Raw genomic sequence first — 20,583 nt, forward strand, 5'->3', positions numbered from 1 at the left:
GTCAAGCTTTTTTTCCGAGGCGTGCGGCAAGTTCGATGATGATCGACCGCATTCGCGACAGGCGCATGCGTAACGCGCATGCATGGGCAAGTGCTTCGTTTAAGCTGCCACTCATCCCTTGATTGAAGAGCTGCATGCACGACGTCGGATTCCTCCGCGACCTTGCCCTGGTCATGATCGTGGCAGGCGCGACCACGATTCTTTTCCAGCGCCTGCGTCAGCCGGTGCTGCTTGGTTACATTCTCGCCGGCGTGCTGATCGGCCCGCATACGCCAGGCATGCTGGTGGCCGATCCACGCGCCATCGATGACATCTCGAACCTCGGCGTGGTGCTGCTGATGTTCACGCTCGGGCTGGAGTTCAGCGTGCGCAAGCTTCGCGAGGTGGGGCTGGGCGTGCTGGTGGTTGCCGTGGTGGAAGTCGGCCTGATGCTGTGGGTCGGTTTCGGCATTGGCCAGTTGTTCGGATGGAAGGGCATGGATGCGCTTTTCCTCGGCGCCATCATCGCGTTGTCCTCAACCATGGTGGCCACGCGCACGTTGTCCGAGAGCGGGCAGCGTCACAAACCGTTTGCCCAGGTCGTCGTCGGTTTGTTGGTAGCCGAGGATGTGCTGGCAATCGTGATGCTGACGCTGCTGACGGCGGTGGCCATCGGTGGTTCGGTGAAGGCCGAGACGGCGTTCACGTTGATCGGTCACCTCGGCCTGTTCGTCGTGGTCGGCATGATTCTCGGTCTGCTGCTATTGCCGCGTCTCGTCGATTACGTCGCGGGATTTCGTCGCGATGAAACGCTGCTGGTCAGTGTGCTGGGCATCTGTTTCGGCGCCAGCCTTTTGGCCGTCTGGATGGGTTTCAGCGTGGCGCTTGGTGCGTTTCTGGCGGGTGCCGTGGTGGCTGAATCGCGTAGCGTCGGTCGTGTGTTGCATCTGGTCGAACCGCTGCGCGACATGTTCGCTGCGTTGTTCTTCGTGGCGATCGGTTTGAAGATCGATCCGGCAATGCTCCTTCAATATGCGGTGCCGGCACTGCTGATCGCGATTGCAGTCATCGCGGGCAAGACGCTGGCGTGTAGTCTCGGCATTTTCATTGTCGGACACGACGCAAGGACATCGCTGCGCTCGGGACTCGCGATGGCGCAGATCGGCGAATTCTCGTTCGTGATCGCCACCCTCGGGCTTTCGCTTGGCGTGATCAGCGACTTCATCTATCCGATCGCGGTCGCGATCTCGGTGATCTGCATGGCGGCGTCGCCCTACCTGACACGCTCGGCGGATGGCATTGCCACGGGTGTGCGTCGGGTCACGCCGCGCCCGCTGCGTTTGCTGGCGACGAGCTACAGCGGCTGGCTGGAGAACCTCAAGCCGGTGAACGAAAACGCGGCGCTTGCCGCGATTTTTCGTCGGCTCGCGTGGCATATCGCGATCAACGTACTGCTGGTCATCACGCTTTTCATGATCGGCGCGTATATCAACGCGAACAACTGGAACCTCTTCTCGATGTTCGGCATCGGGCGCGATATGCGGCATACGTTGATCTGGGCGTGCGCGCTTTTCCTCTCGTTGCCCATGCTGATCGCGGTCTATCGCAAGGCCGAGGCGCTGGGCATGTTGCTCGCGGAAATCGGCATACGCGAACGGCTTGCGGGCTCGTACACGCAGGCCATCCGCAATGTGCTCGAGCGGGTCATTCCGCTGGCGACGCTGCTTGGACTTGCGCTGCTGGTCAGCGTGCTGGGATCGACGATCCTGCCGCCACGGGGCATCGTGTTGTCGCTAGCGCTGCTGTGCGTGGTGCTGGCCATCGTGCTGTGGCGCGGGCTGGTACAGATGCACGCGCGACTGCAGGCTGCGCTCAAGGAAACGCTCGAAAAGCCGGCCTCTCCGCCGTCAGAGCCTGGCAAAACAAGCGGCCGGGCCGTCGAGTGAACCTTTCTGCCGACTGACGGTCGGAGCCATACATCGTTGCCAAGACCGGACAAGCACCGCACAATGCGAGGCCTGCCTCCATGGGGAGGCTCCAGTCGGCAATGCCGGCACATCCAAACACGAGGGAGTTTCGAATGAAGCAATTTCTGCGTCCCACGCTGACGACGGCCGCCATGGCCGTTGCGCTGGGCATGACTGCGAGCGTGTACGCTCAGGCTGCCAAGACCGGCGCCGCCGGCACGGTCGACAAGGCGAAGGCAAGCTACGTGGTGGGTTGGGAGATCGCTTCCCAGGTTCCGCCGATCATGCGCGATGAACTGGATCCGGTTGCCGTGTCCAACGCCGTCAAGGCGGCGCTGTCGGGCCAGAAGCCGAGCATGAGTGACGCCGAAGCCAAGCAGGTGCATGACGCGTTCATGGCCAAGATTCAGGCCAAGTACCAGGCCGAAATGGCCAAGCTCGGCGCCAAGAACAAGACCGAAGGTGAAGCGTTTCTCGCCAAGAACCGTTCGGCTGCGGGCGTGAAAACCACCGCTTCTGGCCTGCAGTATCAGGTGATCACGCAGGGCACGGGCGCACGTCCGGGTCCGAACGACACAGTATCGATCAACTACACCGGCACGTTCGTCGATGGCCAGGTGTTTGACGCTTCGGCCAAGCATCCGGGTGGCGGCGCAGCGAAGATTCCGCTCGCCGGCGTGATCCCGGGTTTCCGTGAGGGTTTGATGCTGATGCAGGTTGGCGGTCACTACAAATTGTTCATTCCGTCGACGCAGGCCTACGGCGCCGAGCCGCAGCCGCCGATGCCGCCGAATGCCACGCTCATCTTCGACGTGACCCTGGTTCAGACCGGGCCGACGCCGGCGGGTGCTGGCGCCGGTGCTCCGAATGGCGGCGGTCAGGGCGGCTGATAAGCAGCTCTTACGCACGATCGCAAAGGGGCGCGAAGAGATTCGCGCCCCTTTGCTTTTGCGTCATGGAGGCGTCATCCGCGACGCGGTTACAATGCAAGGCTGACGCTCAGGAAACGCTACGCCACGATGATCAAGGTCACGATATTCGGTACCGGCTATGTCGGACTGGTCACGGGAGCGTGTCTGGCAGAGATGGGCAATCACGTTGTTTGCGTCGACATCGACGCAGCCAAGGTCGAACGCCTGAAGCGCGGCGAGATTCCGATCTACGAGCCGGGCCTTGAGCCGATTGTCCGGCGCAATCACGCGAGTGGTCAGCTGGGTTTCACCACGGACGCCGCATTCGCTGTCGCGCATGGTGATTTGATTTTCATCGCCGTGGGTACGCCGCCGGACGAAGACGGGAGTGCGGATCTGCAATATGTGGAGGCTGTGGCCAACACGATTGGCGAACACCTCGATCGCTATGCCGTCGTCGTCAACAAATCGACAGTCCCTGTCGGCACGGCAGATCGCGTGCGCGAACATGTTTCCAGCGCGCTGGCGGCTCGTCATTCGACGATCGAATTCGATGTGGTGTCGAATCCCGAATTTTTGAAAGAAGGTGCGGCAGTTGAAGACTGCTTGCGGCCCGATCGCATCATTGTGGGCGCCTCCAGCGAACGTGCCGTCACGGCGTTGCGCAAGTTGTACGCGCCGTTCAACCGCAACCACGATCGCATGGTGGTGATGGACGAACGATCGGCGGAGCTGACCAAGTACGCCGCCAACGCCATGCTCGCGACCAAGATCAGTTTCATGAACGAGATATCCAACATCGCCGAGCGTGTCGGTGCGGACATCGAACTCGTGCGACAGGGCATCGGCTCGGATCCGCGCATCGGTTATCACTTCATCTATCCGGGCGCGGGTTACGGCGGCTCATGTTTTCCGAAGGACGTGCAGGCACTCGAACGTACAGCGCGCGGCTACGGCTACGACGCGAAATTACTTAGTGCCGTCGAAGCGGTGAATCATCAGCAGAAGAACAAACTGTTCGAACTGATCTCGCGCCACTTCGAAGGCTCACTTTCGGGTAAGACCATCGCGTTGTGGGGCTTGGCGTTCAAACCCAATACGGACGACATGCGTGAAGCGCCCAGTCGTCGCCTTCTCGAAGCGTTGTGGGATGCCGGCGTCAAGGTGCGCGCGTTCGACCCTGAAGCACGCGAAGAAGCGACCCGACTGTATGGCGAGCGCGATGATCTGGTTCTGTGCACGCAAGCGTACGAAGCATTGCAGAGCGCGGATGTGCTGGTCGTCGTGACGGAATGGAAAGCTTTTCGCAGCCCGGATTTTTCGCGCATCCGCACCCTGTTGTCAGAGCGGGTGATTTTCGACGGACGCAACCTCTATGACCCGAGCACGGTGGAAGAGGCAGGACTCGCGTACTACGGCATCGGGCGCGGCCGCAGTCTGCGAATTGCGCAATGAATGACTCGCTGGAACAGCGCCTCAACGACCTGGAAGTGAGGTTGACCTTCATCGACGACACGGTGCAAGCGCTCGCCTCAGCCGACGCGAACCAGTCGCAATGCATCGCGTCACTCGAACGGCTCGTGCGCGAGCTCCGTGGTGAACTTTCGTCGATGCGCAGTGCGCAATCGGACGACCCGCATGACGAACCGCCGCCACCCCATTATTGACTTACCGATCGGATCGAACTCATGGCAGATTCCCTGCGCGATCAACTGCTGAAAAGCGGCATCGTCAAACAGGTTCAACAGGAACGGGTTCAGCAGCAACGACCGCGTCCGGACAATCGCCCGCCTTCGAGGGAAGGCAAACCAGCGCAGAAGAAATCAGGCGCAGGCAAGCCAACGAATGCACAGCGTTCGCCTGCTAGCAATCAAGGTGGACGCGATCAAAGCGAGATAGACCTGGCCAAGGCCTATGCCATTCGCGCGCAGACCGAAGCCAGCGAGCGCAAGCGCGTCGAGCAAGAGGCCGCTGAGCAGGCTCGGCTGCGTCGCGAACGCAAGCTGAAAGTGCAGCAGACGCTGGAAGGAAAAGCGCTCAACAAAGCCGATGCGGACTTGCCGCGTAACTTTCAGTACGGCGACAAGATCCGTCGTATTTACGTCGATGCCGAACAGCTGAGGGAACTCAACGCGGGCGAACTTGGCGTCGTACAGCAGGCGGGTCGCTATCTGCTGGTGTCGCGTGCCGTCGCCGAAGAAGTGAAGGCCATCGATCCGCATCCTGTTGCTTTGCTGATCGACACTCAGACCGACGGCATCCCAGAAGATGGCGTCCCCGATGACTTGATGTGGTGATCACGAGCGTGCTTTGAAATTCAGCGGGTCGCCGGATATTCGTGTCGAATGAAAAACCTGACTGATGCAATGGCCCTGTTGTTGCGACTGCCGTTGTTGTTCGACGTTGAATCGACCGCTTATAGAACTTCGCTAAACCGCGCGCGGGGCTCTCAGCTTTCGCCTGGAGATGGGGCACTCGATGCTCCATGCGCTAACAGCGGATTGTCCCAGCCGTTCTTCGGACGGAATCGTTCACCGTAGCGCTGTGCCAGTTGATCGAGTTTTTTCCGCAGCATCTCGATGCCTTCGCTGCGCGCGTACTGAATCGGGCCACCGCGAAACGGCGCAAAGCCCGTACCGAAAATCACGCCTGCGTCCAGCAGGTCCGCATCGTCGACCACGCCATCGGCCAGACAAGCGATCGCCTCGTTGACCATCGGAAGAATCATTCGATCCTGCAAATCCGGCGGCGTCACGAAGTCGTTTTCGACTTCGGGTTTTTGCGGCTTGCCATCCTGCCAGACATAAAGACCTTGCCCATCTTTCTTGCCGCGCTTGCCATCGGCAAGTTTTTCGTCAAGGCCCGGCGGAAGCTCGAGCCCGAGAAATGGTGCGAGTTCCTTGCCGACGGATGCACAGACATCCAGCCCGACGGTATCAGCCAGTTCAATCGGGCCCATCGGCATGCCAAATTTTTTCGCGACACGATCAAGCACCGGGCCGGGCACGCCTTCGCTGTACAGGCGCAACGCTTCGAGCAGGTAGGGCATGAGGATGCGGTTGACCAGGAAACCAGGCGTACCTTTCACTGCGATGGGTAGTTTTCCGATCGCCTTGCAGAAAGCCAGCGCGCGCTTTTCGATCGCCGGATCCAGTCGATCGTGACGCACCACTTCGACCAGCGGCATCCGCGCGACGGGATTGAAGAAGTGCAGTCCGAGAAAATGTTCCGGACGCTTCAAGCCTTCGCGCAGCTGATCCAGCGGAATGCTTGATGTATTGCTCGCGAGAATCTGGTCGCCCTGAAACTGCGGTTCGATGCGGCCGTACAACTCGCGTTTCGCATCCGCGTTTTCGTAGATCGCCTCGATCGCCAGATCTGTCGTGGCCACGCCTTTGCCTTCGACATCCGCACGTAGGCGACGGCTGGCTTCCTCGACCTTTTCGGGCGACTTCAATTTCTTTTCGTAGAGCTGACGTGCGCGGTCCAGTGCCGGCTGCACGAATTTCATTTCGCGATCCTGCAGCGTCACGTCGAATCCCTTGAACGCCGCCCATGCCGCGATGTCGCCACCCATCACGCCGGCGCCAACCACATGCACGCGCTTGATGTCCGAGTCGACGCCGCTGCCCTGACTCTTCAGCCGCTCCTGCAGGAAGAACACGCGAATCAGATTTTGAGCGGTTGGCGTCGTCGCGAGTTTCGCGACCGATCGCGCCTCGAGTTTGAGTCGCTGGCGAATATCACTGCCGCCGCGCTTCCATACATCGATCATCGCGAATGGCGCGGGATAATGTTCCTTGCGCACTTTCGCAGCGGTCTGCTTCAACACCATCGGCGCAAGGACCTGTCGGGCCAGCCACGTATTGCTTGCCCACGCCTTCGCCCGTTGCGCAAAGGGACGCGCATGCGGCCGACGCAGCAGCAGCCGCGCCTCGACCAGCAATTCATCAGGACGTGCGAGGCGATCGACCACGCCCAGTGACAACGCGCGCTTCGCCGAAAGCGATTTGCCGGTGAGCATGATCGGCAATGCTTCGGTTGCGCCGATCAGGCGTGGCAGCCGCGCCGTGCCGCCCCAACCCGGGTGAATGCCCAGCATGACTTCGGGCAGCGCGATACGCGTCTTGTCGTCGTCGGCGGCGATACGCTGCCGACAGGCCAGCATCAATTCGGTGCCGCCGCCCATGCATGCGCCGTGCACGGCGGCCACGGTGGGAAAGGGAAGACGCGCCAGCGACTCGAACACGCGCTGCCCGTGCTCGATATTCTCCTGCACCGTATCGTTTTTCGCGTACTCGACGAACGCCTTGATGTCCGCGCCGACGGCAAAACCGGGCGCCTTGGCGGAATAAATGATGACGCCAGCGGGCTTCTCGATCGCAAGACGCTCGACCATCTGCTCAAGTTCGTCCATGACCTCGCGAGAGATGGCATTGACGCTGCTGTTGGCGCGATCGAGCGCAAGCAAGACGATACCGTCGTCGCCTTCGCTGGTCTTCCAGTGATTGAAACGCAGACCTTCAAACATGGGCGGGCAGGCGAGAGGAAGAAGCTTCAACCATACCGTTGTGTGCTTCCGATTGCGAGATGTAGTGGCGCTGCTTGACGGTACTGTGGAGCCAGTGTGAAATCCGCTGATATCCGACAGGTGGGCAGCGATTCTGGTCGGCTATTCGGAATCGGGTTTCCGTGACAACTATCAACTTGCAGCCACTGGTAGCGCCGGTTGTGGCCTGACCATACTGCCAACTCTGCAGGACGTGGATGCAATGAATCCGATGGCCTCCGCCCCACCGCAAGCAGGCGCCGAAACTTTCGAGCGCATTCTCGCTGCCTCCAGTGGCCTCGTGGCGATGGAGAGCAGTGACGTCCACGCGCTCATGGATCAGTTTCGTGCGCTTGCCCGACATTCCGGTCAGGCGCTCTATCTCTGGCAGCCCGACACCGGCCTGAGCAGCCTGCGCGATGTGCATGTTCGGGTGCCGGATTGCCAGCGCCTGGGTAACGCGTTGCGCTACATGCAGCAGAGCATGCATTTCGGGGTCTACTTTCTGGTCGGGCTCGAACTGCCGCTATCTGTGATGGATGCCACTCTGCTTCGCCAGCTTGCGCGTGCGCCGAAGGAACACCTGCGTCGTGTCGTGCTGATCGATGCGCCGGCTGCGTTAATCGAACACCTGGGCGAGCAGGTCGTGCGTCTCGGCGGCGAAGACGGCAGCCCGCGCCGTCCGCGCCTGCGCGATGGCCACTGGGTTGTTTGAGGCGAACCACATGATTTCCGGAATCCTCGTGGTTGCCGAGCAGCGCGCGTTGCGACGAAGTCTTTTCGATGTTTTCGATCAGGCTGGCTATGCGCTCATCCACAGCGCGCGTGACGTATCGCACGCCGCGATCCTGCTGGAAGGACGTCCGCCGGCATCGCCGTTGCAATTGATGGTCGCTGTGTTTTCCGGTGACTCCCAGCAGGCTCGGCAATGCTGCGAGCAGTTACAGATGCTGGACGGAAAAGTGGCCACGCCGTTGATCGCCGTTCTGTCCGACGATTGCGCACTCGATCCGGCCGAGCTTCCTGCCGAAGTGACCGACTGGCTCTATGCCACGCAGATCGGCACGGAGCTGATCGCCCGATGGCACCGATCGCTGCGGGCATTGTCGATCCCCCATCGAGAGCAGGCAGCGCCGACGCAGGATGGCGGCGAGGATTTCCGTTATGTCTTCGAAGAGGGCGGCAGCGAATGGCTGATCGCTGATCCATCGACAGGACGATTGCTGGAAATCAGCCCGACCGTCATTCGGCACAGCCGCCTTGCTTCCAGCCAGTGGGAAAACTTGACGTTGCAGGACGTACTGCGTTTCGAAGGCATCTCGATCGAACAGGTGCTCACCGAGGCCGATCGAAGCTGGCATGCATGCCAGCGCAAATCCTCAGTGGGGTTCGATACGGGTCAAGCCAGCGTGCGTAAAGTCCAGCACGGTGGAAACGAAGCACTGGCACTGATGTTTCGCAGCGATCGTGCCGACTTGCGGGCAGAGGCGGCGTTGTCATTGCTCTCGCGCATTTTTGCGTCGACCAGTGGCGTCGATCCGCAGCTCGCGGCCGGTCGGTTGCTTTTCGATGAACTGGGGCTGGACTATCTGGCCATCTGGTCCGGCCGGCAGGAAGGTTCCGAATTGCCGCAACAGATATTGCAATTGTGGAACGGCGACGATCAAACCTGGCCACCGGCTTCCGCGCAGGGTTCGCTGCAAACGGTACTTGGCGGCAAGGCCGTGATGTATCGCGCCGATGCCAAGCGACTGGCGTCGTTCGATCCACTGCTGGAGGACTTGAACCTCTCGGGCTTTGCCGGGTTTCCGCTTTACGACGAACGCCATACCGTGCTCGGCGCGATGCTCGCCGGCAGCCGCCGAAACTTTGGCGACATGAGCATCATCGAACCGGTGCTGCGCTGTGCGGCAACGCGTTTTGCACAGGTGTTCGAACTGGGACGCACCCGAGAACAAGGTCGTGCCGAAGGGCTGGTGGATGCGCTCACCGGATTGCCCAATCGACTGCTGTTCAACGACCGGCTGGAAACCATCATCCGCGAAGCATCGCGCAACGGCGAGTGCTTTGCGGTGTTGTTCATCGACCTGGACCGGTTCAAGAACATCAACGACACGCACGGCCACGCCGCGGGTGACGAGGTGTTGCGCATGGTCACGCAAAGGCTGTGCGGCAGCATCCGCGCATCCGACACCGTGGCGCGTTATGCCGGGGACGAATTCACCGTGGCGCTGCGCCACGTGGTGAAGAACGAAGACGTATCGCGCGTGGCCGAAAAAATCGTCCAGTTGATGGAGACGCCGCTTTTCCTGGACGATGGCACGCAACTGCAGGTCACCGTATCGATCGGCCTGAGTTTTTTCCCCGACGATGCACATGACGCGCCGACCTTGCTCAAGCACGCGGACGAGGCGATGTATGTTGCCAAGCATCGCGGGCGAAACAACTTCCATATTTACGAAGTCAGCCCTGAGTACGCGCAGGAACACGGCATGGCGCTGCGCACTCGTCTTCGTCATGCCGAAGGCAACGGCGAGTTGCGCGTGGTCTACCAGCCACAGGTGGATACCGCGACCGAAGACATCGTCGGCATGGAAGCGCTGTTGCGCTGGGAGCATCCGGAGCTCGGGGTGATCAGCCCCGCCGTGTTCATTCCGCTGGCGGAAGAGACCGGGCTGATCGTGTCGATCGGCGAATGGGTCATGCGTACGGCCTGCCGTCAGGCGCAGGAATGGGAACATCGCTACGGCCTGCGTTTGCGGCTCGGCGTAAACCTGTCCGCGGTGCAGCTGATGGAGCCCAGGCTTCTTGATACGGTGGTCAGGGCGCTGCACGACACAGGCCTCGACCCGTCGCTGCTAGAACTGGAAATCACCGAGAGCATCAGCATCAAGGAAGCGCCGCATCTGGTCGAAAACCTGCATGGATTGCATCGGCTTGGATGCCATATCGCGATCGACGATTTCGGCACGGGCGCGGCATCGCTGGATTACCTTCGCCGGTTGCCGGCGGATCGCATCAAGATCGACCAGAGTTTCGTGCGCAACATCGGCGTCGATCCGGACGACGAGGCTATCGTGCGCGCGACCATCGACATGGCGCATCGACTGAAACGCGCGGTGGTCGCCGAAGGCGTGGAGATCGAACAGCATCTGGAATTCCTGCGCGCGCACCATTGCGACGAATTGCAGGGATATCTTTTTTGCCGTCCGTTGCCGCCGATCGGATTCGACAAGCTGCTGGCCGAACGTCAGCGTCTGCTGGACGTCCGCGAACCGATGCCGGCTTGAGCACGCGCCGCGCGTCCCCATAACGACATCGGCTCGGTTGCGATGATGGCTGACTTGTGGGGCATGACAACCTGCCAACAGGCGGTACGTTATGGTGGTACGGCATGATGGACGGCTGAACTTGGTCGCCTGCGCGAGGTCTGAGCGGCGCGACCGGTTCGAAACAAATTCCCGCAGCGGATAACGGCATTGACGACGGATACGGCCCGACAGGGTGAAAACGAACTGGATCGCGCGCTGGTCGAGCGAGTGCAGAACGGTGACAAGCGCGCCTTCGATCTGCTGGTGCGTAAGTACCAGCACAAGCTGATCGGACTGGTGTCGCGCTATGTGCGCAGCCACGCCGAATGCGAGGACATCGCGCAGGAGGCCTTCATCCGCGCCTGGCGCGCCATCGGCTCGTTCCGCGGCGACAGCGCTTTCTATACCTGGCTATACAAGATCGCCGTGAATACGGCGAAAAATCATCTCGTGGCGATGGGCCGGCGACCGCCCACCGACGATATCGACGCCGAGGATGCCGTATTCATGGCCGGCGCCGAGCGGATGCACGACACCGCTACGCCCGAGCGCGAAATGATGCGCCAGGAAATTGAACAATCGGTATTTTCCACTGTCCAAGCCTTGCCCGAGGAACTGCGGACCGCCATTACGCTGCGCGAGGTAGACGGTCTGAGCTACGACGAAATTGCCGAAGCGATGGGCTGTCCGATCGGTACGGTGCGTTCTCGCATCTTCCGCGCTCGTGAAGCGATTGACGAAAAACTGCGGCCCCTGTTGTCAGACCGCGAGGACCAGACATGAACAAGGCAGGCATGAATCAGGATATGCGTGAAAATCTTTCCGCGGGTATCGACGGCGAGCTTTCGAAAGAAGAGCTGCGATTCCTGCTGCGCCGGTTGGACCACGACGCTTTGCTGCAGCAGGCATGGGCCCGTTATCACACAGCCCGCGACGGTCTGCGGCGTGAATTGCCTGCCGTGGCGACGCCCGGTTTCGCGGAGCGGGTCATGCTTGCGATCGAGCAGGAACACGTTCAATCCGCTCCCGTGGCGGGCAAACGCAATCACTGGCTGCGCTGGTCGGCTGGTGGCGCGATTGCCGCCAGCGTGGCGGCGGCGGCGCTGATGATCAGTCAGCCTGCCGGCGATGCCAGCCACAACGTGGCACCGGCCGCTCGCCAGGCGCAGGCCATTGCCGCCATCAGCGCGGCACCGGTGGATCGTTCGGTCGCACCGGCAGCCGTGCCGCAATGGTTGCAACGGCAGTCGGTGGTTGGCGCGTCGAGCCAGCAGGCGTCGTTTGGCGACAACCAGAACTACGCGCGCAGCTTGTCGAACATTCCGTCGATGCGTCGCTATCGCACGCTCGACAACAACGATGGCAGCTACCTGATCCTGCTCGATCCGGATCAGCAGGTAACCTCGGATCGCGCGCGGCAGGCTGCGGCCGCCGCTGCCCGTTGAGTCGAGCCGCGGATGGTTCGCGGCTCGCGTTATTGCAGTTCTTGTTCGCGCCGGACGTGACCGTCGGCAGGGTAAGTGCGGACGTTTAGCCGTCCAAGCGCGTTGTCTTAACATCCGGTTTTAGCCAAACCCAAGGAGAAGTCATGCGTCGTTCCATCTTGCGCACCGTGCTGTGCTCTGCATTGCTGGCCTGCTTCAGTGTTGGCGCTCTACAGGCCCAAACTGCACCGGCCGCATCGCTCCCGGATTTCACCGGTATCGTGCAAAAGAATGCACCCGCCGTGGTGCATGTCGAGGCGAAGTACACCGGCGAACGCCAGCGGTCGCAGCAGAAGCAGGGAATGCCCGGGCAGGGCATGCCCAACGATCAGCAGGAAATACTGCGCCGCTTTTTCGGCATGCCGATGATGCCTTCGCCGGAAGAGCAGAAACACACGTCCGTGGGTTCGGGTTTCATCCTTTCCACTGATGGCTTCATCCTCACCAACAATCACGTGGTCGATGGCGCCGACAAGGTGACCGTGCGCCTGCAGGATCGTCGCACGCTCACCGCCAAGGTGATCGGTACGGACCCCACGTATGACATCGCGGTGCTCAAGGTCGATGCCGGCGGCAGCCTGCCGGCGGTGACCATCGGCGATTCGCACAGCCTTAAGCCGGGGCAGTGGGTGCTGGCGATCGGCTCGCCTTTCGGTTTCGATTACACCGTCACGCAGGGCATCGTGAGCGCGGTGGGACGCAACCTCGGTGAGCAGGATCAGCGTTACACCTCTTTCATCCAGACCGACGTGCCAATCAACCGCGGCAATTCCGGCGGTCCGCTATTCAACCTGCAGGGCCAAGTTGTCGGCATCAATTCGCAGATCTACTCCAACACCGGCGACTACACCGGCGTCTCGTTTTCGATCCCGATCGATGTGGCGATGAACGCCGTACAGCAGATCAAGAGCGGCGGTCACGTCACGCGCGGGCAACTGGGCGTGACGGTCGGGCCGCTAACCGACGATATCGTGAAAGGCCTCAAGCTCGACAACAACAATGGCGCGATCGTGTCGGACGTTTCACCTGGAAGCGGTGCCGAGAAAGCCGGCCTGCGCGCTGGTGATGTCATTCTTCGCTTCAACGGCGAGACGATCGGACAGAGTGCGGATTTGCCGCCGCTGGTCGGCATGACAAAACCGGGCACCAAGGCCACGGTGGACATCGTGAGGAACGGAAAAAGACAGGCCGTGGAAGTGGTGGTGGGCGCCGCACCGCGCGATGGAAAGGGCGAGTCGAGTGATGATTCCTCCACACCTTCGGCAAAGAAAACCAGTCAGGCCGTTCTGGGCCTGTCGGTGCAGGAGCCTGACGCCGACGCGCGCCAGCAATCCGGACTCAAGGCCGGCGAAGGCGTCGAGATCAGCGACATCACGGGAGCTACGGCGGCGAATGCCGGCCTGCAGCAGGGCGACATCATCCTGATGGTCGGACAACAAAGAATCGGCAGCGTCGCGGCATTCCACGCAGCCACCCAAAGCGCAAAGCCCGGCGACACACTGCTCTTGCTGGTGCGCCGCGGTGACCAAAGCAGCTTCATCGGCCTGACGGTTCCTTCCGATAAGTAGTGAGCTTGCGGAGCGATGACGGCTTTGCCGTCGTCGCTCCGCACATCGCATCGCAGACTGGTTCGTGCTTGCATTCGTCGAACAGATGCTCGTGGCCGCGCATGCCCGACGGATTTTCCGTGCGATAATGCCGGGTTAGCATTGCCATCTCGGCGATGCGCTGCCCGCGTGATGCGCAGGCGGCAGACCCAAGCCTGAAAGGCCGCCTTTGTTCCATGGAATTGATCCGCAACTTCTCCATCATCGCGCACATCGACCACGGCAAGTCGACCCTCGCCGACCGCATCATCCAGATCTGCGGTGGCCTGGCCGATCGCGAGATGGAAGCGCAGGTGCTGGACACCAATCCGATCGAGCGCGAGCGGGGCATCACCATCAAGGCGCAGTCGGTGTCGTTGCCGTACACCGCGCGCGACGGGAAAACCTACCAGCTGAATTTCATCGACACGCCCGGCCACGTCGACTTCTCCTATGAAGTCAGCCGCTCGCTCGCTGCCTGCGAAGGTGCGTTGCTGGTAGTGGATGCGGCGCAGGGCGTCGAAGCGCAGTCGGTCGCGAACTGCTACACCGCAGTGGAGATGGGCCTGGAAGTGGTGCCGGTGATCAACAAGATCGATCTGCCCACCGCCGACATCGAAAAAGTGAAACTCGAAATCGAGGCGGTGATCGGCGTCGATGCCACCGATGCGGTGGCGATCAGCGCCAAGACCGGCCTCAACGTGGTCGAGGTGCTGGAGGCGATCATCGCCCGCATACCGCCGCCGAAACCGCGCGATACCGATCGACTGCAGGCGCTGATCATCGACTCCTGGTTCGACAATTATCTCGGCGTGGTATCGCTCGTTCGCGTGATGCAGGGCGAAATCAAGTCCGGCGACAAGCTGCTGGTGATGTCCACCGGGCGCACGCACGAAGTGGGCGACGTCGGCGTGTTCACGCCCAAGCGCAAAAAGCTCGACAAGCTCGGCGCAGGTGAAGTCGGCTGGATCAACGCATCGATCAAGGACGTGCATGGCGCGCCGGTCGGCGACACGCTGACCCATGCGGGCAAGCCGGCGGACAAGGCACTGCCTGGTTTCCAGCATATGCAGCCGCGCGTGTTCGCTGGCCTGTTTCCCGTGTCGTCGGACGATTATCCGGCGATGCGCGAGGCGCTGGACAAGTTGCGGCTCAATGACGCGGCGCTGTTTTTCGAACCGGAGAGTTCCGAGGCGATGGGCTTCGGTTTTCGCTGCGGCTTCCTCGGCATGCTGCACATGGAGATCGTGCAGGAGCGGCTCGAGCGCGAATACGATTTGAACCTGATCACCACTGCGCCCACCGTGGTGTACGAGGTGCTCAAGTCCGACGGTTCGATCCTGATGCTGGACAACCCGGCCAAGCTGCCGACCAACTCCAGCCTCGTGCAGGAGATCCGCGAGCCGATCATCATCGCCAACATCCTCACGCCGCCGGATTACATCGGCAACGTGATTACTTTGTGCGAAGAGAAGCGTGGCGTGCAGCGCTCGATCCAGTACCTGGCGACGCAGGTCCAGATCAGCTACGAAATGCCCCTGGCCGAAGTGGTGATGGATTTCTTCGACCGCCTGAAATCGGTATCGCGCGGCTATGCGTCGATGGACTATCACTTCGATCGATTCGAGGCCGGCCCGTTCGTACGCACCGACGTGCTGATCAACGGCGAGCGCGTCGACGCGCTGAGCCTGATCCTGCATCGCAGCCACGCCGATCGCAAAGGTCGCGAACTGGTCGAGCGGATGAAAGATCTGATCCCGCGCCAACAGTTCGACGTGGCGATTCAGGCGGCAATCGGCGCGCAGGTGATCGCGCGTTCCACCGTAAAAGCCTTGCGCAAGAATGTGCTTGCGAAATGCTACGGTGGCGACGTGAGCCGGAAAAAGAAGCTTCTGGAAAAGCAGAAGGAAGGCAAGAAGCGCATGAAACAGGTCGGCCGTGTGGAAATTCCGCAGGAAGCCTTCCTTGCCGTGCTGAAAGTGGATAAATAGAGAACGCTGCGACAGGAGCAAGGCATGGATTTCGATTTTTCGGCGATTCTGCTCGGCCTCACCGTGTTGTTTGGTGTGGTGTGGGCACTGGATCGAATGTTTCTCTACAAGAAGCGCAAGGCGCGACTGGACGCAGCCGGTGTCGAGTACACCGACCCGGTGGCGGTCGACTGGTCGCGTTCGCTTTTTCCGGTGGTGTTCGTCGTGCTGCTGTTGCGCTCGTTCGTCGCCGAGCCGTTCCGGATTCCGTCCGGTTCGATGATGCCGACCCTGGATGTCGGCGATTTCATCCTGGTGAACAAGTTCGCCTATGGCTTGCGCGTTCCCGCATTCAACAACAAGTTCGTCAGCTTCGGCGAACCCAAGCGGGGCGACGTGGTGGTGTTCCGGTTCCCGGGTTACCGCTGCCTCGACAGCAACGGCAATCTCGCGCGCATGGGTGGCGACGAGGGCGGTGAACCGAATCTGGGCGTCGGCAACAGCTGCCCTGATCCGCGCCCGCCGGTGAAAAGCCAGAACTGGATCAAGCGCGTGATCGGCCTGCCCGGCGACACGATCGAAGTGCATGACAGCCAGATCAGCATCAACGGCGTGCCGGTCACGGCGGACGAAATAGGGCCGTTCGTAGGCAATCCCGGACGTGACGAAGACGCCGAACTGCTGAGTAACGGCGCGACGTTATGGACCGAACACTTGGGCAACGTGAATCACACTGTCGGGCGGATGCCGTCAAGGCCGACGCCTAGCATTCCCAATGTGCTGGTGCCCTCTGTCGTGCCGAAAAATTGCTACCTGGTCATGGGCGACGATCGCGAGAACAGCCTCGACAGCCGCTGGTGGGGCTGCGTGCCGGAAGAAAACCTGGCCGGTAAGGCGTTTCTGATCTGGATGAGCTGGAAAGGCTGGGGCACGGGCGGGGTGGACTTTTCCCGCATCGGCACCGTCATTCATTGACGCAGCGCACGGGCATGTTCGCCGATGCATGAAAACCAACCGCCAGGCGAGAATCCGCTGGCATAATCGGCGCGCCGGTGTGTCACAAGCCGGCATGGTCATTCCATGCATCCATGGACACGCCGCGCCTGCGGCACAGGGGAAACTATGAAATCCAAGCAGTCGGGCGTCACCTTGATCGGGTTCCTGTTCATCATCGCGATCGTCGGTTTCTTCGCTTACATGGCCATGAAACTGTTCCCGTCGTATTCGGAGTACGCGGGCGTCGTCAAGGCCATGAAGCAGATCAGCACCGAGGATTCCGGTGGCAAGTCGCTGGACGAAATTCGACGGAATCTGATGCGCAAGATGGATTTTCAATATGTCGATACGGCAGTGGTCAAGCCGACGGACATCACCATCAAGCGCAACGAAGGCGGCTCGAACGAATTGAATGTCTCTTACGACAAGCAAATTCCGTTCATGTACAACATCGACTTCCTGCTTCACTTCAACAAGACGGTGACATTGCAGGGCAATGCAGGTCAGTAAACCTTGAAGCTGCCTTACCGTTTTCGCGATCCGCTGCTGGCCGAGCTGGCGTTGACCCATCGCAGCATCGGCAAACCGAACAACGAGCGACTGGAATTTCTCGGCGACGCGCTGCTGGGCGCGATCATCGCCGAGATGCTCTACGAGATTCATCCCAAAGCGAACGAGGGCGAGTTGTCGCGATTGCGTGCGCAGCTCGTCAACGGGCAGGCACTTGCGGTGGTGGCGCGTGAGCTCGAACTTGGCGACGAGTTGAAGCTCGGGCCGGGCGAATTGAAGAGCGGTGGATTCCGTCGCGATTCGATCCTCGCCGATGCCTTCGAGGCGTTGGTGGCGGCGGTGTACGTGGATGGCGGCTACGACGCCTGTCGCGACACCGTGCGCGGTTTATTCAACGACCGCATTGTGGCCCTCCGGCGTTCGTCGAAAGACGCCAAGACGCGCCTGCAGGAATGGCTGCAATCCGGCGGCTGGCCGTTGCCGCAATACGAGCTGACTGCCAGCCACGGCGATGATCACGCCAAGACCTTCGATGTCAGTTGCACCATCGGCGAGCCTTCGCCCGTGCACGCCGAGGCCAGCGCGGGCAGCCGACGCGCTGCCGAACAGGACGCCGCCGAAGCCGTGCTGGCGCAGTTGCTGGAACAGCGCCGCGCCACCTGAAGCCGTTCCTGCCTCATCCATTCACCGATCACCCTCCCGCAACAGGCCTTGCCTGCGGCCATGGCTTTCCCGGCAAGGCACTACACTTGCTGTCCAACATGTTGAGCACGACACGTCATGAACCTCGAACTGGACCCCGCCGACGGCGCAGGCACCTTGCCGCACGATGATTTTCGCTGCGGCACGGTGGCACTGGCCGGTCGCCCGAACGTGGGCAAGTCCACCTTGCTAAATGCGCTGATCGGCTTCCGCCTCTCGATCGTCAGCCCGCGACCGCAAACCACGCGTCATCGCATCCTCGGCATCGCCACCAGCGAGGCGGGGCAGATCTTGTACGTCGATACGCCCGGCCTGCATCGCGGCGCCAAGCGTGCGATGAACCGCAGCCTCAATCGCGCCGCGCGGTCGGCGATCAGCGACGTCGATCTCGCCGTGCAGGTGATCGAAGCCGGCCGCTTCACCGACGAGGACGAGGCGCTTTACGCCGCACTGGTCGAGCAGTCGTCGCCGCGTCTGCTGGTGATCAACAAGGTCGACCTCAACAAGGACAAGACGGTGATGCTGCCGTTTGTTTCCGGGCTGGTGGAAAAGCACAGTTACGACGAAATCCACTACGTCAGCGCACTCAAGCAGCAGGGCCTGAAGGAACTGGAGCAGGGCATACTCACGCGACTTCCGGTTCAGCCACCCGTGTACGGCGGCGACGAAATCACCGATCGCAGCGAACGTTTCCTGGCTGCCGAAATGGTCCGCGAGCAATTGATGCTGCGGCTCGATCAGGAGTTGCCGTACGCCACCACGGTGGAGATCGAGCAATTCAGCGATCGCCCCGACGGCATCGCCGAAATCCACGCGATCATCTGGGTCGAACGTGATGGACAGAAGGCCATCGTCATCGGCAACGGCGGTGCACAGTTGAAAGCGATCGGCAGCAGCGCGCGGCGCAACATGGAGCGCATGTTCGAACGCAAGGTGTTCCTCAAGCTGTGGGTGAAAGTGCGCGAAGGCTGGGTCGACGACGAAAACATGCTGAAGAAATTCGGTTACACGGATTGATAAAGCAGGGGCGAGGAAAGAGTCGCGAGGGTGCGTCGATGCAGCTTTTCGAAAACCGTCATGAAGGCGTCCTGTTCAATGTGGAGCCCTCGCCCATCGTCTCCAGTGATTGACATGCGCATCGAGCAACAACCGGCTTATGTTCTGCATTCCCGTGCGTACCGAGAAACGTCGCTGTTGCTGGAGTGCCTCACGCGCGATCACGGGCGCCTGGGTGTCGTGGCGCGTGGCGTGCGTGGCGAACGCGCCCGCCTGAAGCGTGCCCAACTTGAACCGTTCCAGCCGCTGGCGCTGGATCTGTTGATGCGCGGCGAACTCGCCACGCTGACAGCCGTCGAGAACGTCGGCATGGCAAAGCGGCTCACTGGCGACGCGGGCCTGTCGGGTCTGTATCTCAATGAATTGGTGGTGCGTCTGACCGAGCGGCAGGATCCATCGCCACTGATCTACGACGCGTATGCGTTGACGCTCGATCGGATGTCGTCAGGCGAATCGCTCGCGTGGAGCCTGCGCCGTTTCGAGCGCGACCTGCTCGACGCGATCGGCTACGGCCTGCAACTGCAGTTCGACGCCGACAACGGCGAGCCGTTGCAGCCCGACATGCACTATCGCTACGAAGTCGAGCGGGGCGCTATCGCCTGCGCGGGGGGCAGCGTCCGTGCTCTACGTGGCAGCGACTTGCTGGCGTTGGATCAGGATCGCATGCCCGAGAACACCGGCCTGAAGTCGTTGCGCGACATGGTTCGCGAAGTCATCCGTTTTCACCTCGGCGGTGGTGAACTGCGTGCATGGCGCGTGCTGTCGATGGCAGTGTCGCGCAAGTAATCCGTCAGTGGTGGAGTGCGCCGATCGTCTGCAGCAGCGCTTCTCGAAAACGCTTGAGCGATACACGCGACCGGCCAGGGTGTGCAAGCTGCCGCTCCATCTGCACGACCTGCGACGCCAGGCTGGTCGCACCGCAGAAACCGCACGACGAGCGAAGCCGATGCAGGCGTTCGCCGAAGCGCACCGGATCGCGGTTCAACGAATCCAGATCCCGTTCGACCTGCATCAGTTCTTCGCGCAAAAGCATGCGCAACGCCTGCATGGTGCCGGCATCGCCCGAAGCCGTGAGTGCGGCATGATCATCGAGCAGTTTTGCACCGGGCAGTGCTGCCGGAACCAGCGCCAGAATCCGGCGCAGGTCGCTCAACGCGCAAGGTTTGAGCAACACATCGTCGAAACCCGCGGCACCGAGTGACTCCCTCAGCGAGGTCGTCAGCTCCGCGCTGGTCGCCACGGCGTAGCTGTCGGAGCTGGCCGCTCGCGGGTCGTCGCGCAGTGGGGGAAGGATTTCCAGCGCGCCGCCACCGGGCATGCGGACGTCCAGAAGCAGGAGGTCGAATGTTTCGGCCTGCGCGAGTCGCATGGCGTCCGTACCGTCCGCGCAGGCTCGGGTCCGCGCGCCGAGCGACTGCAACCCGTCACTCAGATATCGACGACTCGCTGCATCGTCGTCGGCCACCAGCACATGCAGTGCCGAGAGATGAGCTGGCTCGATCGTGGTGGGTTGGGCGTGCGAATGAGGCATGACGAAATCCGTATCGTTCATCTGACTTTGG

General features: G+C 61.3%; 18 protein-coding genes. 16 read left to right on the forward strand and 2 right to left on the reverse strand.

Translation table 11 applies throughout. The features are described 5' to 3' along the window. The first annotated feature begins 134 nt into the window (after positions 1-134). The 5 genes from GSQ73_RS12100 to GSQ73_RS12120 all read left to right on the forward strand — a co-directional run bounded on the left by GSQ73_RS12100 (position 135) and on the right by GSQ73_RS12120 (position 5,154). Positions 135-1,925: a cation:proton antiporter gene (locus GSQ73_RS12100; RefSeq protein WP_158884304.1), complete on the forward strand. Its 1,791-nt coding sequence runs from the start codon at positions 135-137 to the stop codon at positions 1,923-1,925. A 134-nt stretch (positions 1,926-2,059) separates the two neighbouring features. Continuing rightward, a complete protein-coding gene (locus GSQ73_RS12105) occupies positions 2,060-2,836 on the forward strand; it encodes an FKBP-type peptidyl-prolyl cis-trans isomerase (RefSeq protein ID WP_158884306.1) in 777 nt (258 codons plus the stop codon). A 132-nt stretch (positions 2,837-2,968) separates the two neighbouring features. Further along, positions 2,969-4,312: a UDP-glucose/GDP-mannose dehydrogenase family protein gene (locus GSQ73_RS12110; protein WP_158886450.1), complete on the forward strand. Its 1,344-nt coding sequence runs from the start codon at positions 2,969-2,971 to the stop codon at positions 4,310-4,312. Beyond that, positions 4,309-4,524 carry a SlyX family protein gene (locus GSQ73_RS12115; protein WP_158884308.1) on the forward strand — a complete coding sequence of 72 codons (216 nt, stop codon included), beginning with the start codon at positions 4,309-4,311 and terminating at the stop codon, positions 4,522-4,524. Before GSQ73_RS12110 ends, GSQ73_RS12115 begins: the two co-directional genes overlap by 4 nt. A 21-nt stretch (positions 4,525-4,545) precedes the next feature. Further along, on the forward strand, positions 4,546-5,154 hold the full coding sequence (locus GSQ73_RS12120; protein WP_158884310.1) for a DUF2058 family protein: 609 nt from the start codon (positions 4,546-4,548) through the stop codon (positions 5,152-5,154). A 152-nt stretch (positions 5,155-5,306) separates the two neighbouring features. Here the strand turns inward: GSQ73_RS12120 and GSQ73_RS12125 are convergent, their stop codons facing one another. Further along, a complete protein-coding gene (locus GSQ73_RS12125) occupies positions 5,307-7,388 on the reverse strand; it encodes a 3-hydroxyacyl-CoA dehydrogenase NAD-binding domain-containing protein (RefSeq protein WP_158884312.1) in 2,082 nt (693 codons plus the stop codon). A gap of 241 nt (positions 7,389-7,629) precedes the next feature. Here GSQ73_RS12125 and GSQ73_RS12130 point away from each other — a divergent pair, with 241 nt between their 5' ends. The 11 genes from GSQ73_RS12130 to recO all read left to right on the forward strand — a co-directional run bounded on the left by GSQ73_RS12130 (position 7,630) and on the right by recO (position 19,807). Then, positions 7,630-8,121 (forward strand): hypothetical protein, encoded by a 492-nt coding sequence (locus GSQ73_RS12130; protein WP_158884314.1) that lies wholly within the window; start codon positions 7,630-7,632, stop codon positions 8,119-8,121. A 10-nt stretch (positions 8,122-8,131) separates the two neighbouring features. Further along, the gene (locus tag GSQ73_RS12135) at positions 8,132-10,696 is read left to right on the forward strand and encodes a bifunctional diguanylate cyclase/phosphodiesterase (protein WP_158884316.1); all 2,565 of its coding nucleotides are present in this window, start codon (positions 8,132-8,134) and stop codon (positions 10,694-10,696) included. A 189-nt stretch (positions 10,697-10,885) separates the two neighbouring features. Further along, positions 10,886-11,500: an RNA polymerase sigma factor RpoE gene (rpoE, locus tag GSQ73_RS12140; protein ID WP_158884318.1), complete on the forward strand. Its 615-nt coding sequence runs from the start codon at positions 10,886-10,888 to the stop codon at positions 11,498-11,500. Continuing rightward, positions 11,497-12,162: a sigma-E factor negative regulatory protein gene (locus tag GSQ73_RS12145; protein ID WP_158884320.1), complete on the forward strand. Its 666-nt coding sequence runs from the start codon at positions 11,497-11,499 to the stop codon at positions 12,160-12,162. The genes rpoE and GSQ73_RS12145 overlap by 4 nt, the downstream gene beginning before the upstream one ends. Before the next feature lie 143 nt (positions 12,163-12,305). Then, a complete protein-coding gene (locus tag GSQ73_RS12150) occupies positions 12,306-13,769 on the forward strand; it encodes a DegQ family serine endoprotease (protein WP_158884322.1) in 1,464 nt (487 codons plus the stop codon). 215 nt (positions 13,770-13,984) lie between these two features. Beyond that, positions 13,985-15,778: a translation elongation factor 4 gene (gene lepA / locus GSQ73_RS12155; protein WP_158884324.1), complete on the forward strand. Its 1,794-nt coding sequence runs from the start codon at positions 13,985-13,987 to the stop codon at positions 15,776-15,778. 24 nt (positions 15,779-15,802) lie between these two features. Next, entirely contained in the window at positions 15,803-16,732 is a 930-nt protein-coding gene (gene lepB, locus GSQ73_RS12160; RefSeq protein WP_158884326.1) for a signal peptidase I, read from the forward strand. 147 nt (positions 16,733-16,879) lie between these two features. Beyond that, complete coding sequence (locus tag GSQ73_RS12165; RefSeq protein WP_158884328.1) at positions 16,880-17,263, forward strand: DUF4845 domain-containing protein; 384 nt, start codon at positions 16,880-16,882, stop codon at positions 17,261-17,263. A 3-nt stretch (positions 17,264-17,266) separates the two neighbouring features. Further along, positions 17,267-17,926: a ribonuclease III gene (rnc, locus tag GSQ73_RS12170; RefSeq protein WP_158884330.1), complete on the forward strand. Its 660-nt coding sequence runs from the start codon at positions 17,267-17,269 to the stop codon at positions 17,924-17,926. A 117-nt stretch (positions 17,927-18,043) separates the two neighbouring features. After that, positions 18,044-18,982, forward strand: a complete 939-nt coding sequence (era, locus tag GSQ73_RS12175; RefSeq protein WP_158884333.1) for a GTPase Era — start codon at positions 18,044-18,046, stop codon at positions 18,980-18,982. Positions 18,983-19,096: 114 nt separating this feature from the next. After that, positions 19,097-19,807: a DNA repair protein RecO gene (gene recO, locus GSQ73_RS12180; RefSeq protein WP_158884335.1), complete on the forward strand. Its 711-nt coding sequence runs from the start codon at positions 19,097-19,099 to the stop codon at positions 19,805-19,807. 4 nt (positions 19,808-19,811) lie between these two features. Here recO and GSQ73_RS12185 read toward each other — a convergent pair whose 3' ends face one another. Beyond that, positions 19,812-20,552: a response regulator gene (locus GSQ73_RS12185; protein ID WP_254063400.1), complete on the reverse strand. Its 741-nt coding sequence runs from the start codon at positions 20,550-20,552 to the stop codon at positions 19,812-19,814. Positions 20,553-20,583 lie beyond the last annotated feature (31 nt).

Origin of the sequence: Rhodanobacter sp. L36 (assembly GCF_009765755.1) — a bacterium.
Classification (GTDB): Bacteria; Pseudomonadota; Gammaproteobacteria; order Xanthomonadales; family Rhodanobacteraceae; genus Rhodanobacter.